This is a genomic window from Pseudomonas putida (genome assembly GCF_004357765.1).
Classification (GTDB): Bacteria; Pseudomonadota; Gammaproteobacteria; order Pseudomonadales; family Pseudomonadaceae; genus Aquipseudomonas; species Aquipseudomonas putida_U.
Genome location: NZ_SMTE01000017.1, coordinates 34,705 through 48,324, shown reverse-complemented (window position 1 = coordinate 48,324; position 13,620 = coordinate 34,705). Strand labels below are relative to the sequence as shown.

General features: G+C 65.5%; 11 protein-coding genes. 4 read left to right on the top strand and 7 right to left on the bottom strand.

Translation table 11 applies throughout. The features are described from left to right. Positions 1–6 precede the first annotated feature (6 nt). From E2H86_RS22490 to tagH, 7 genes are read right to left on the bottom strand one after another with little or no spacing between them, the layout of a single operon-like run. A complete protein-coding gene (locus E2H86_RS22490; protein ID WP_133331724.1) occupies positions 7–726 on the bottom strand; it encodes a PP2C family protein-serine/threonine phosphatase in 720 nt (239 codons plus the stop codon). Then, complete coding sequence (gene tagF / locus E2H86_RS22485) at positions 723–1,379, bottom strand: type VI secretion system-associated protein TagF (protein WP_133331723.1); 657 nt, start codon at positions 1,377–1,379, stop codon at positions 723–725. The genes E2H86_RS22490 and tagF overlap by 4 nt, the downstream gene beginning before the upstream one ends. Next, positions 1,376–4,885, bottom strand: a complete 3,510-nt coding sequence (gene tssM / locus E2H86_RS22480) for a type VI secretion system membrane subunit TssM (protein ID WP_133331722.1) — start codon at positions 4,883–4,885, stop codon at positions 1,376–1,378. Before tssM ends, tagF begins: the two co-directional genes overlap by 4 nt. After that, complete coding sequence (locus E2H86_RS22475) at positions 4,882–6,198, bottom strand: DotU family type VI secretion system protein (RefSeq protein WP_133331721.1); 1,317 nt, start codon at positions 6,196–6,198, stop codon at positions 4,882–4,884. Before E2H86_RS22475 ends, tssM begins: the two co-directional genes overlap by 4 nt. 6 nt (positions 6,199–6,204) lie before the next feature. Beyond that, a complete protein-coding gene (gene tssK / locus E2H86_RS22470) occupies positions 6,205–7,539 on the bottom strand; it encodes a type VI secretion system baseplate subunit TssK (protein ID WP_133331720.1) in 1,335 nt (444 codons plus the stop codon). 15 nt (positions 7,540–7,554) lie between these two features. Continuing rightward, positions 7,555–8,046 (bottom strand): type VI secretion system lipoprotein TssJ, encoded by a 492-nt coding sequence (gene tssJ, locus E2H86_RS22465; protein WP_133331719.1) that lies wholly within the window; start codon positions 8,044–8,046, stop codon positions 7,555–7,557. A 39-nt stretch (positions 8,047–8,085) separates the two neighbouring features. Beyond that, entirely contained in the window at positions 8,086–9,453 is a 1,368-nt protein-coding gene (gene tagH, locus E2H86_RS22460; RefSeq protein WP_133331718.1) for a type VI secretion system-associated FHA domain protein TagH, read from the bottom strand. Positions 9,454–9,848: 395 nt separating this feature from the next. Here tagH and tssA point away from each other — a divergent pair, with 395 nt between their 5' ends. From tssA to E2H86_RS22440, 4 genes are all read left to right on the top strand, one after another. Next, positions 9,849–10,880: a type VI secretion system protein TssA gene (gene tssA / locus E2H86_RS22455; protein ID WP_133331717.1), complete on the top strand. Its 1,032-nt coding sequence runs from the start codon at positions 9,849–9,851 to the stop codon at positions 10,878–10,880. 72 nt (positions 10,881–10,952) lie between these two features. After that, positions 10,953–11,468 (top strand): type VI secretion system contractile sheath small subunit, encoded by a 516-nt coding sequence (gene tssB, locus E2H86_RS22450; RefSeq protein ID WP_133331716.1) that lies wholly within the window; start codon positions 10,953–10,955, stop codon positions 11,466–11,468. An 11-nt stretch (positions 11,469–11,479) separates the two neighbouring features. Beyond that, the gene (tssC, locus tag E2H86_RS22445; protein ID WP_133331715.1) at positions 11,480–12,976 is read left to right on the top strand and encodes a type VI secretion system contractile sheath large subunit; all 1,497 of its coding nucleotides are present in this window, start codon (positions 11,480–11,482) and stop codon (positions 12,974–12,976) included. A gap of 43 nt (positions 12,977–13,019) precedes the next feature. Next, the gene (locus E2H86_RS22440) at positions 13,020–13,508 is read left to right on the top strand and encodes an Hcp family type VI secretion system effector (protein WP_133331714.1); all 489 of its coding nucleotides are present in this window, start codon (positions 13,020–13,022) and stop codon (positions 13,506–13,508) included. The last annotated feature ends 112 nt before the right edge of the window (positions 13,509–13,620 follow it).

Sequence of the window (13,620 nt, the reverse complement as noted above, 5' to 3'; positions counted from 1 at the left end):
TGCTCTTCAATTGGCCTTCACCACCACGGCGGTGATGTTGTCCGGGGCACCACGGGTCAGCCCCAGGTGCACCAGGCTGCGCACCACCTGGTAGGGGTCGGCGTGGCCGAGCACGTCGGCGATCTCGTGGTCCTCGGCGGTCTTGTTCAGGCCATCGCTGCACAGCAGGTAGGTGTCGCCGGGCTGTACCTGCACGCTGACGGCCTGTAGTTCGAGGCGATCCTGGACACCGATGGCGCGGGTGACGATGTTGCCGCGTGGGTGTACGCGGGCTTCGGCCTCGTTGAGCAGGCCGCTGTCCTGCAGTTCCTGGACGTAGCTGTGGTCGTGGGACAGGCGCTCGATGCGACCGCCGCGCAAGCGGTACAGGCGACTGTCGCCGGCCCACAGGCCCATGGCCTGGTCGCCGCGCGCGGCCAACACCACCACGGTGCTGCCCATCATCGCCACGCCACGGCGCACGGTCTCCTCGCGCACCGCACGGTTGACCCGGCCCAAGGTGTCGCGCACGGCCTCGGCGAAATCATCCAGGCCCTCGGCAATCGGCAACTGCCGCAGGCTGTCCACCGCCAGACTGCTCACGTAGTCACCGGCGGCATGCCCGCCCATGCCATCGGCGACCGCCCACAGGCCATCCCAGGTCAGTTCCAGGCAGGCGTCTTCGTTGATCTTGCGCACCATGCCGACATGGCTGTAGCTCGCCGCGCTGTAGTGCATGCCGCTCATGCAGGGCCGCCCTCGCTGCCGAGCAAAAAGGCGGCGAACTGGTCGCTACGCGGCAGCCCCCGGCTGCGTATCAGCCCCGGTTCGATGCGCTCGCTGCCATCCCCCCACCACAGGCTCATGCCTTCGCAGGCGCATTCGGCCAAGGCCGTAGTCCTGTCCTGCGGCGTAACCGCATCCAGGTGCTGCAACCCCGCCACGGTCATGCGCGGACCCGCTGGCAGCGGCCTTGAGCCGTGAAAAGGCTGCAAGGCCGCCTCGAAGTCCTCGAACGCCGCGTCAGCCTCGAGCGTGCCCAACAAGGCCCGTTCAACGCCTTCGAACCAGTCGTCGGCCGCGCCGACCACACCCGCCACAGACGCTCCAGGCTCCAGTACCTGGGCCACGGTCAGCGGAAAGTACCGCCCGACCCGGTCGATGCTCGGCATCAGCACACCCACCACCGCATCGGTGCCGCACACACCCGGAGCCAGGGCAAAGCGCCACAGCGGGCTGACCAGGTAAGCCTGCAGCCACTGCTCGCCCAGTGCCTGCTGGCTGGCCTGGATACCGGCGGCCAGCCACTGGTCCCAGGGCTGGATGAAGGTCTGCGGCAGGCTGCGACTGACGAAGTCGCCGCGGCAGGCCAGTTTTCCGTAGAAACCCACGTCGTTCACAAATGCTCCGGCAGGCTGAAACCGCTGACCACTCGGCTGCGGAACGGGTTGAAGGCGCTGCTGGCACGCAGCTCGTAGGAAACGCTGGCGCCATCCACGCGCAAGCGCAGGTTGAAGCGCTCCGGCGAGCTGCCGGCCACCAGATCGGACTGATCGAGCAGGCGGAACCACGCCCACGGCCCTTCCATGGTCAGCCCCGAACGGCCACTGGCCGAGGGTGGCGATATCGACAGGCGGACCACGCCGATACTGTTGGGATTGGGCCACTGCAGTGCCACTGGGCGGCTTGGGCCGTGGTCGTAGCTGACCTGCTGACCATCGAGATCGAGCAGGAACTGGGTGATGCTCGCATCCATCGCCACCGGTTTGAGCTCGAAGCGCACTCCCGGCTGCAGGCCACTGCCGCTGCGGAAGAAGGCATCGCGGATGGTCGCCGCGCGCTGGAAGGTATGCAGCACGCCGCTGTTGATCCCGAGCTTCTGCGCCGCGCCCGGCTGCCAGCTCCAGGGTGTGCTGGAGGTGTTGACGTAGGGCTGCAGGTACTTGCGGAAGTAGTTGTCCATCACCCCGCCGACGCCGAAGAACTGGCCGAAGTCTTCCAGGGTGGCGTCACGCGAGCTGCCGACCACCATCGGGTAGCGGCCGCTGAGCGATTGGCGGTAGACGTTGACCACCTCGCTCGACCAGGCGGCATTGAGCTGATTGCGCACCCCGCCCATGACGATGCTGTGGGTCGAGCCGAGCACCGAGCTGACCAGGTTCTGCACCACCTTGGGCTGGCGTGCCGCGCCCAGGGCGACACGTTGCGCCGCCGCCTGCGCCTGGTTCTTGGCTTCGCCGAGCAAGGCATCGCCGCTGGCGCCGACCATGGCGCTGACCTGCACGTAGAGCGCGTTGAGGTCGGTGAGCAAGCCATCGATGGCCGCTGGCTGACCTTCGCCGGTGTCGACCAGCGCGGCCAGTTCGGCGAAGTGTGAGGTCACCGGGTCCAGCGCCTTGGCGGCGGGGTTATCGCTGGGCAGCGGCGCTTCGCCCAGCAACCCACCCAAGCGTTGGCGCAGTTGATCGACACCTGCTTGCTCGGCCTTGTCCTTGACCTTGTCGAGGGCAGTCGGCTGGCTGAGGTCGGTCTCATGGGCCACGGCCTGCAGCAGTTGCTTCATCGGCGAGGTCGGCCCCGACAGCACCCGCAACACATCGGCCGCCTGGCCGACACTGGTGATCGGCACGAAATCCAGATCGTCGAGCAAGGCATCCCAGTGGCGGATGTAGTCCTGATAGTAGAGCTGCTGCACGTCGTCGGCCAGGCGCTTGGCGTCGCCCGCCTCGCTGGGTGTGCGCCCCAGTACCCAACGCTCCTCGGCAAGGGTGGTGCTCTGCGCCAGGCTGGCAGCAAGAAATGCCTTGCGGTAGCCCTCGACGGTGAACAGTCCAGGCAGCGGGTCGCTGAGTGGTTTGCCGTTCTTGAAACGGAACACCAGCGCAGCATCGCGGCCTGCCGCCTCGCTGACGCGGAAGTCGCTGACACCGACAGGCAGCTTCTGACGCTTGACCCGGTCATACACACGCTGGGCCACCGGCAACTGCTGCAGTTGGCGACGGGTGTCGTCGATCAGACGCTGGTCCAGCCGCGCATTCGGCGGGCGTTTGTCGAACAGCGCCGTCAGGTGCTGCTCCAGGGCCTGGCGCAGATCGGGGGCAAGGTCGCGGGGTAGCTGGCGCTCCCAGTCGAGGGTGATCCAGGCCTTGAGGAACTCGGGGTCGTAATGTTCGCCATCGGCCAGCATCAGGTAAGCCTTGAGGCCTTCGTAGAGGTAGTCGGAGGGACCGCCGGCATACAACTGCTCCTCGATGCGGGTCACCAGGCGCGGGGCGAAGATGGCGATCAGCAGCTTGCGGTACAGGCTCTGGGATTCGCTTTCGAGCATGTCGCCCTGGTACAGGCCCAGCCCTTCGGCCCAGCCAGGCGGATCATCGGTCAGGCGGCGCACGGCGTTGAGCAGCGGCAGCACGTCGACCACGCTGCGCTGGGCCGGACTCAGCGCCTGCACGCGCTTGCCCAGCGGCTGCAAGCGGCTGTCGACATCGGCGATGTACTGCTGGTTGGCGCGGTAGCTGAGGGTCCATAAGGTGCCCACCAGTACGACCAGCGCTACGCTCAAGGCCAAGGCGCCGCGGGCGATCCACTTGCGCCGCCGCTCCACCTTGGGGTTGCTGCCGACCAGGCCACGCTCGGCGAAGGCCACCGCGCTGAACAGCTTCTCGATGAAGTAGCTGCGGCCGCTGCCGCTTTGTCGTGCCAGGTGAGCGCGGTCCAGGCCCATGCTCTGTGCCATGCTGCCGATCAGCCGGTCGATGGGGCTGCCTTCCTGGGTGCCGCTGGTGAAATACACACCGCGCAGCAGCGCGCGCTCCTCGAAAGCGTTGGGTTTGAAGACACCGTCGAGGAACTGCGTGAGGTTGCCGCGCAACGCGGCGAACTGTTGCACGAAGCCGTAGATCAGATCGCGCCGGGCCGGGTCGCGCTCTTGTTGCAGACGCTCGACCAGACGCTCGCCGAGGCGCTGTTCGAGCAGCCCGAACTCGCGCCCGAATTGTGCCAGCGGGCCGTCGCCACCCTGCTCCACGGTGTCCAGCGGGAAGGTCATGCCCCACACCTGGGCGCGCTCGTCCTTGCCCAGGTTGTCGAAGAACTCCATGAAGCCCGGTACCAGATCGAGTTTGGTCAGCATCAGGTATACCGGGAAGCGCACGCCTAGCTGGCTGTACAGTTCCTGGATCCGCGCGCGGATGGCTGCGGCATGGGCGGCGCGCTCGGCCTCGCTGCCGAGCAGCAGGTCGGACAGGCTGATGGCGATGAACGCACCGTCGATCGGCCGGCGTGCACGCTGAGTCTTGAGCAGGTCGAGAAAGCCCAGCCAGGCGGCCTTGTCGACCTGGGCGTGGCTGTCCTGAGTGGTGTAGCGACCCGCGGTGTCGAGCAGCACGGCCTGGTCGGTGAACCACCAGTCGCAGTTGCGCGTGCCGCCTACGCCACGGATGGCGCCCTCGCCCAGTTGCGCGGCCAGCGGGAAGTGCAGGCCGGAGTTGACCAGCGCGGTGGTCTTGCCGGAGCCAGGTGGGCCGATGATCACGTACCACGGCAGTTCGTACAGGTTACGCCGCTCGTCGCCGCCGAGGCGGGCTTTCTTGAGCAGCGCCAGGGCTTCGTCCATGCGCTGGCGCAGGGTCGCCAGTTCTTCGGCGGTCGCCACGCTGGCAGGATCCGGGGCAGTTTCCGCCGCCAGGCTTTGCATTACCTTGGCGGCCTGGCGGCGTGCCTGGACGATACGCCAGGTGCGATAGCCGATCCAGGCGGCGAACAGCAGGACGATCAACGCCCAACGCGGGGCAGCCGGCGCCAGTACATCCAGCAAAGGCCCGACGAACCAGATGATCAGGCTCAGGGCGATCAACCCCAGCAACGGGACCACCCAGCGAACGACAAAACTGAACAACGCCTTCACTCGACGCCCTCCGCCAGAACGGTGATTTCAACGCGGCGATTCTTCGCCCGACCCTGCGCAGTGGCGTTCGACGCCAGCGGCTCGGTATCGCTCAGCCCTTGGGCGCTGAAGCGATCGGGTTGGCCGGTACGCGCGACGAGCATGGCCTTGACCTCTTCGGCCCGTGCCTGGGACAGCGCCCAGTTGGACGGGAAGCGCAAGGTGGCGATGCGTTGGTTGTCGCTGTGCCCGGTGACCCGGACGTTGCCCTTGACCTTGGCCACCGCCTCGGCGATGCGTAGCAGCAGGGGTTGGAAGTCACCCTTGATACTGGCGCTGGCACTGGCGAACAGTTCGTCGCCACGGATGGTCACCACCGACCGGTCCACCGCGTCTTCCACGGCCACCCGACCGGCCTTGATGTCGTCGGCCAGGAACCCAGCCAGGCGCGGGCGCTCCACCGGTTTGGGTTGCACCACCGGTCGGTCCATGGCCTGCACCGGGATCTCGCCCAGGGCGTGGATGCCACGAAACACCGGCTCGGCATCGGCGGCCAGCTTCAGGCGCAGGCCGAACAGCACCAGCAGCAGCAATGCCAGGGCCACGGCCAGGCCCACCCAGGGCGGTACGAACTGGGCCAGACGATCACGGCTGACGGTCACCCCGCGCCAGTGCGGCGACAGTTCCCGCTCGCGTTCGCCGCGGGCGCTGCGGATGGCCGCGGCAGTCCGCTCGCGCAAGGCTTCGAGCTGGGCGCGGCCATCGTTCATGACCCGGTAGCGGCCTTCGAAACCGAGGCTGGTGCACAGGTACAGCAACTCCAGCAGGTTAAGGCGCTCACGGGGGCTCTGTAGACAATGCTCCATCAACTGGAACACTTTCTCGCCCCCCCAGGCCTCGTTGTGCACGGTGATCAACAGGCTCTGCCGGCCCCAGTCGCTGGCACTGCCCCAGGGCGTGCTGAGGACCGCTTCGTCCAGGGCGGTGCACAGCGCGTAGCGCGCCAGCAACACTTCGTTGCGGGCCACACCGGCGGCTTCGGCGCGTTCCTCGAACTGGCGCAGATAGGCCAGCAACTGCGCCCGTAAGCTGGCCGGCGCCGGGTGGGCGATGGTGTTGCGCAGACGGGTGAGCAAGGCCAGCAATGGCCCGGCCGCCTGTTCGAGCGGATTAAGGCCCACGCCCTGACCAGGTGCCAGGGGCTCGGCGGGCATCTGTAACGACGCCGCAGGCGCCGCCTGCGCAGCGGCCGCGGCGGCAGATTGCGGGCCGCGGCCACCGGGGCGCGGCATGAACTGAGTGCGGTCGTCTGCCTGTGGATCTTCCGGGTGCATCGCGGCTTATCCTCGAATGGCCCAGAAGGCCAGGCTCAGGCCGGGGAACTCGCCGGCGACGTAGAAGGCGAAACCGCCGGAATGCTGCAACTGTTTCCAGTGCTCGCTGCCGCGGTCGAGCTCGAAATAGGTGGAGCCGGCGTGGAATGGGATCTGCCGCGGTGCCACCGGCAACGGCAGCAGGCCGATACCCGGCAACTGCAGGTTGACCAGGTCGCGGATGTGTTCCACCGAACCAATCTTGCTTTGCTGACCGAAACGGCTGCGCAAGGTCTCGCTGGGCACATCGGCGCGGACCACGAGGATGAAACTGGCGCTGTCGAGCAGGCTGCGATCGGCGAGCATGCCGACGTGGATACCGTAGGCCTTCTCGACGATGGGAATAGCCACCGCCTTGCTGTCGATCAGGGTCGAGAGGGCCTCGCGCAGCGCCGCCATCACCGGGGCGAAAGTCGCGGCCAGATCGTCGTGCTGGTACACCGGGAAACTGTGCGGGCGGCGACCATCGCGGGTGAAGGTGGCGAACTCGCCGGCCAGTGCCACCAGCTCGCTGTACAGCCGTTCGGGGTGCAGCGGACTGAGCTGGTTGAGGTGCTCGACCAGTGGCTGGGCGCGGTTGACCAACTGCAACAACATGAAGTCGGCGATCTCCGAAGCCCCACCATTGGCCGATGCCACCACCCGCCCCGCCAGCGCTTCGCCGCGCTGGTGCAGCAGGCCCAGCAGCTCGCCGCAAAAGCTCGACAACTGTTGGCTGGCGGCCACGTCGAGCACCGGTGGGATATAGCTGTCATCGATCACCAGAGCGCGATCGGCGCGCTTTTCTCGCACGCGCAGCATGCCGAGTGCGGCGTAGTCGCTGAGGCCATCTTCGCTGCGCAGCAGACGCAGGGCGCGGCTGCCCAGTGCCAATGGCGCGCGGTTCTCGAACGGGGCGTTGTCATCACGCACTTCACTGACCCGGCTGATGTAGCGGGCACCGGCGAGCGCTTCACCCTCGTCGACGGTATCGCGGGCGCCTGCTCGTTTGAGCGGCAGGCCGAGGTGGATCACCCCGTCGCGCAGCTCGTCAGGCACCTCCAGCGGCGCCGGCGGCAGGTCGTCGCGCGGGATATCGAACGGCGTGCCGTCGGGCAACAGGCCCCGGGCACTGAGAATCGCCAGCTTGCCCTGGGCCAGCAGGCCCTGGTCGAGCAGCAGTTCCGAGAAGCCCCAGGCAGCAGCGCTCAAGGGTCGGCTGCGGGCGTCGACGAAATGCTCAAGATAGCGGTCATGCTGTTGGAAGTGCTGGGTCGTGATGAACATGCCTTCCGACCAGACCACGCGATTGTTCCAGGACATGGGGGCTCCGATTGCCTAGCGCACAGGCTCAGGTTGTGGGGTGGCCACGGCGCTGCGCACGGCACGCACATCGAGGCTGATCTGATAGTCACGGGGCGGCACCGGCAGCACGCTGCGCCACAGGGCCTGGTCGATCTCGCGATAGCCGACCACTAGACCGACCTGGCGGGTGGCCGGGTCGAGCGGACGCTCCAGGCGCAATTGCTCGCCAGGCTGCAACAGCACTTCGTCCTGATCGATCAGGTCGGCGCCAAGGGTCGCCTGGGCACGCTCGGCCAGGGCGAAATAGTCGGCGCGGGCAAAGGCTGCACTGTTCTTCAGCTCGTATAGGCGCACCCGAACCGGCGCGGGTGTACCGCCAGCGCCCGGATTGAGCCCGGCGGCAGCGCTGAAATACAGGGTGACGGCAGAGCCGCTGGCCGCACTGTCGGCGGCGATGGGCGCGTCCTTGCTGCAGGCACTGAGCAGCACCAGGGTCAGTGCGGCGATCAGTCGTGTCGCTTTCATCCTCGTCCTCATGACGTACTGTGATCTTCCTTCGCTCGCTCAGGAGCGTCGCAAACGGCTGTTATGGGCCTCGTAGGCACGGCTGAATTCCCGACCGAACAGGTCCTGGAAGTCGTCTTCGGCCTCTTGGGAAATCTGCCCATAGAGTTCGGTGAACTGTTGCCAGCAGTGCGCCTGACGCGAGCCTCCGAACAGCTTGGCGAGCCCGCCTGCCGGTGCCAGACGCTGCTCCAGGCGGGCCGGTTCGAATCGGCCGAGCAGATGCTTGATGGCCGCTTCCACGCCGGCCATCACGGCCAGTTGGTGCGCGCGCACATCATCGAAGCTGTCGCGCACGGCCTGGTCCGGCGCCATGAACGCCTGGTTGCCGTGGCGCAGCAACAGCAGCAACGCTTCATCGGCGTTTGGGGCAAATTTCAAGGGGTTGTTCTGCACCGGGGCGATGGTGGTCTGCTGCATGCGGAATTCGCCTTTGAGGCTGCTACGCGCACGCAGCACATCGATCAGACCTTCGACCATCAGGCGGTAGCTGCGGCCGATGGCCTCCATCTGTGCCGCGGCATCGGCAGCGTCGATGCGCAGGTGTTCGATACCGGCGCCGCGCAGAAAGGCTTGAAGCAACGCATCGCCGGTCGCGCTCGGTGCGGGTGGCGCAGCGGCAGGTGCGACCGGCTCAGGCGACGGAGCCAGCGGTGCTGGTGCGACTGGCGCAGGCGGCTCTGCCGGGGGCGGTGCCTGTACTGGAGCGGGCGGTGTGTCGAACAGGTTCCAGTCTTCCGGAATCTTCCCCGCCGGGGCAGGCTCGGCCACCGACGCGGGCGGAGTCGGTGACGCTACCGGAGTCGGCGGACGGAAGTCGTGTTGCTGGGCCGGGACATGGTCGGGTTGGCTGACTGGCGGTACGCTCGAAGGGCCAAGAAAATCGAACAGGTCGGGCAGCGTATCGTGACTCGATGCCCCCTGGAGGAATGCCGCAGGCGCACCGGAAATCGGCGGGTTGCTCACCGCCGAGGCCGAGGATTGATTTGCCATCAACGCCTCGAAACTGTGGACCTCGGGTTCGCCGCCCACGCTGGCGGAAAGACCGGAGTCGATGCGCGCCTGAATTTCGTATTCGCCGATCCGAATAACTTCGCCATCCATCAGCGGCTCACTGGCGCCGCGGCGCAGGCGAATACCGGCGCGCACTAACTCCACACCATTGGTACTGTTATCGGTCAAGTAATAACGCCCATCCTTGAACTGAATCACACAATGCCTGGCTGATACCAGTCGTTCCGGATCTGGCAGCACCCAATCATTATCCGACGAACGCCCGACAGTGATGGCACCGGCTTCCAGCAACTTCTCCGGGCATTGTCCGGGAGTAATCTTGTGATAACTGGTGATAGTCAGGCAAAGTGCCATCATGCCTCCTTGCATATATTTGAAGTGCCAGGCCATTCATTTGAATAGATCAGCCCTGCCCTTCAAATGAGTGCTGAACCCCTTGATTATCAAGGCTTCCAGACGACAAACCGAATATAAGGCGAGCTCTATGACCCTATTGTTCCCGCACACTCATTGCACCCGACAAGTGGTACTGTGCGGCTGCCAACTGGGTCACAGTGGGTACTCAGGGCGCGTAGCTTACCTTGACACTCGCGAACAAATAAACCATAAATGCGCAACTTCGAAGTACTAAAACGATATCACTCTGATATCACCTCGGTACTCTTTGGCAAATCTGTGCACTGGTTCACACTTGCAACTTCGCGCGTGAACACGCCCCTACCACGGGCCGATATGGAGATCGATTTCTGGTGAACTCATCGCAGTTACTCGCCGCCGTTTCCGCTGATTTCCCCTGCGGCGATGACCTCGAATACGACGCCGATTTCCTGCAACTTGAGCGGGATGCCCAAGGTCGCCCGGAACGTGTGATGGGCGATGCGGTTCAGCCTGCCGAACCGCCTCAATGGCGCGATATCGAACAGGCCTGCACGGCCCTGTTGCAACGCAGTAAAGACCTGCGTATCACCCATTTCCTGCTCCAGGCCAACCTTGCCTTGCACGGTCTGCCGGGCCTGGTCGCCAGTCTCGAACTCATTCGCGATCTGCTTGGCGAGTACTGGCTGTATCTGCACCCGCAACTGGACGCAGCCGACGACAACGACCCCACCGTACGCGTCAATGCCCTTGCCGGCCTGACCTGCGAGACCAACATCGCGCTGCTGCGCGACGCCGTGCTGGTGCGCTCGCGCGCCTTCGGCCCGGTGACCCTGCGTGCAGCGCTGCACGCTGCCGGCGTTCAGCACTTCGCCAGCGAGCAGCTCAGCGCCGAGGAGTTGGCCGCCGCGCTGCGCGATGCCGATGACGAGCAGTTGCAGCAGTGCCGGCAGGCCCTGCAACTGGCCCGCGAAGCCGTGGACGCCATCGAGCGCCGGGTCAACGACCAGGTCGGTTCGGCCAGTGGTGTCGACCTGTCGGCCCTACGCCAGCCGCTGCGTCAGGTGCAACAGGTGCTGAACGACTACGGCCCGGCAGGAGCGGCACCGGCTTTGGCCGACGATGCCGCGCCTGCCGCCGACAGCGCTGAGGACCAGATTGCCACCATCCCGGCCAGCCCACGCGCCGCCGCACGACCTGGCGAGATCAGCAGCCGCGAGGACGTGCAACAGAGCCTGGACCGCCTGTTGCAGTACTACGCCCGCCACGAGCCATCGAGCCCGCTGCCGGTGCTGCTGCACCGGGCGAAGAAGCTGGTCAATGCCGATTTCGCAACCATTGTCCGCGACCTGATCCCCGATGGCTGGTCGCAATTCGAGAACCTGCGCGGCCCCGAGGACGATTGACGCCCTCGCGCCGCATCAATACCGACGCCCGCAACGAATAGAGCCGCCGCACCGGCGACCAGGAGGAACAACGTGGCGAAAGACAGCTCCCAGAAATTCATCGCGCGCAACCGCGCGCCGCGGGTGCAGATCGAATATGACGTCGAACTCTACGGCGCCGAGAAAAAGGTCCAGTTGCCGTTCGTCATGGGCGTGCTCTCCGACCTCGCCGGCAAGCCGGCCGAGCCGCTGCCGGCAGTCGCCGAGCGCAAGTTCCTGGAGATCGACGTCGACAACTTCGACTCGCGGCTCAAAGCGATGAAGCCACGCGTAGCCTTCAATGTGCCCAACGAACTGACCGGTGAAGGCAACCTGAGCCTGGACATCACCTTCGAGAGCATGGACGACTTCAGCCCTGCCGCCGTGGCGCGCAAGGTCGATGCCCTCAACCAGTTGCTCGAAGCCCGCACCCAACTGGCCAACCTGCTGACCTACATGGACGGCAAGACCGGGGCCGAGGACATCATCCTCAAGGCCATCAAGGACCCGGCCCTGCTCCAGGCCCTGGCCAGCGCGCCGAAACCCGCCGACAACGAGCCCAAGGCCTGAGGAGACAGCCCATGAACGATCCAATGCGCGACGCCCAGGGCCAACCGGCCGCGGCCACCCAGGACCCCAGCGAATTCGCCAACCTGCTGCTGCAGGAATTCAAGCCCAAGACCGAGCGCGCCAAGGAAGCCGTGGAAAGCGCCGTGCGTACCTTGGCCGAGCAGGCCCTGGCGCAGACCAACCTGGTCTCCAACGATGCCATCGGTTCGATCGAGCAGATCATCGCCGCCATCGATGCCAAGCTCACCGCCCAGGTCAACCAGATCATCCACCACGACGATTTCCAGAAGCTGGAAAGCGCCTGGCGTGGCCTGCACTACCTGGTCAACAACACCGAGAGCGACGAGCAACTGAAGATCCGCGTGCTCAACGTTTCCAAGACCGATCTGCACAAGACCTTGAAGAAGTTCAAGGGCACCGCCTGGGACCAGAGCCCGATCTTCAAGAAGCTGTACGAGGAAGAGTACGGTCAGTTCGGCGGCGAGCCCTACGGCTGCCTGGTGGGCGACTACTACTTCGACCAATCGCCACCAGACGTGGAGCTGCTCGGCGAAGTGTCGAAGATCTGCGCCTCGATGCATGCGCCGTTCATCTCCGCTGCCTCGCCGACGGTCATGGGCATGGGCTCGTGGCAGGAACTGAGCAACCCGCGCGACCTGACCAAGATCTTCACCACGCCGGAATACGCCGGCTGGCGTTCGTTGCGTGAATCGGAAGACTCGCGCTACATCGGCCTGACCATGCCGCGCTTCCTGGCCCGCCTGCCCTACGGCGCCAAGACCGACCCGGTCGAGGCCTTCGCCTTCGAGGAAGACACCGACGGCGCCGACAGCAGCAAGTACACCTGGGCCAACGCCGCCTACGCCATGGCGGTGAACATCAACCGCTCGTTCAAGCACTACGGCTGGTGCTCGCGCATCCGCGGCGTGGAATCGGGCGGCGAAGTGCAGGGCCTGCCGGCGCACACCTTCCCCACCGACGACGGCGGCGTGGACATGAAGTGCCCGACCGAGATCGCCATCTCCGACCGCCGCGAAGCGGAGCTGGCCAAGAACGGCTTCATGCCGCTGCTGCACAAGAAAAACACCGACTTCGCCGCCTTCATCGGCGCCCAGTCGCTGCAGAAGCCGGCCGAGTACGACGACCCGGACGCCAGCGCCAACGCCAACCTGGCCGCGCGCCTGCCGTACCTGTTCGCCACCTGCCGCTTCGCGCATTACCTCAAGTGCATCGTTCGCGACAAGATCGGCTCGTTCAAGGAGAAGGACGAGATGCAGCGCTGGCTGCAGGACTGGATCCTCAACTACGTCGACGGCGACCCGGCGCACTCCACCGAGACCACCAAGGCCCAGCACCCGCTGGCAGCGGCCGAAGTGGTGGTCGAGGACGTCGAAGGCAACCCAGGCTACTACAACTCGCGCTTCTACCTGCGCCCGCACTACCAGCTCGAAGGGCTGACCGTGTCGCTGCGACTGGTGTCGAAGCTGCCTTCGGCCAAAGGGGCTTGATGCCCCGCCCACCCGTTAATCGACATGTAATTCCGAGGACATCATGGCTGTAGATATTTTCATCAAGATCGGCGACATCAAGGGCGAGTCCAACGACAAGACCCACAAGGACGAGATCGACGTGCTCAACTGGAGCTGGGGCATGTCCCAGTCCGGCAACATGCACATGGGCAGCGGCGGCGGTTCGGGCAAGGTCAACATCCAGGACCTGTCGATCACCAAGTACATCGACAAGTCCAGCCCCAACCTGATGGCCCACTGCTCCAGCGGCAAGCACATCGACAAGGTCAAGCTGACCGTGCGCAAGGCGGGCGGTGAAAGCCAGGTCGAGTACCTGATCATCAATCTCGAAGAAGTGCTGATCAGCTCGCTGAGCACCGGCGGCTCGGGCAGCGACGATCGCCTGACCGAGAACGTGACCCTGAACTTCGCCAAGGTCACCGTCGACTACCAGCCGCAAAAAGCCGACGGCAGCAAGGAAGGCGGCCCGATCAAGTACGGCTGGAACATTCGTTCCAACGTCAAGATCTGACGTGGCCACCCCCTGTGGGAAGTCTCCAGCCGATTGCGCGTCCTGTAGGAGCGGGCTTGCCCCGCGAAACAGACGCCGCGGTACATGGCACCGGCTTTGCCGGTGTTCGCGG

Coding starts and splice junctions, on each gene's coding strand:
- E2H86_RS22490 (WP_133331724.1), bottom strand. CDS start 726: ATGAGCGGCATGCACTACAGCGCGGCGAGCTACAGCCATGTCGGCATG.
- E2H86_RS22475 (WP_133331721.1), bottom strand. CDS start 6,198: ATGCACCCGGAAGATCCACAGGCAGACGACCGCACTCAGTTCATGCCG.
- tssK (WP_133331720.1), bottom strand. CDS start 7,539: ATGTCCTGGAACAATCGCGTGGTCTGGTCGGAAGGCATGTTCATCACG.
- tssJ (WP_133331719.1), bottom strand. CDS start 8,046: ATGAAAGCGACACGACTGATCGCCGCACTGACCCTGGTGCTGCTCAGT.
- tagH (WP_133331718.1), bottom strand. CDS start 9,453: ATGGCACTTTGCCTGACTATCACCAGTTATCACAAGATTACTCCCGGA.
- tssC (WP_133331715.1), top strand. CDS start 11,480: ATGAACGATCCAATGCGCGACGCCCAGGGCCAACCGGCCGCGGCCACC.
- E2H86_RS22440 (WP_133331714.1), top strand. CDS start 13,020: ATGGCTGTAGATATTTTCATCAAGATCGGCGACATCAAGGGCGAGTCC.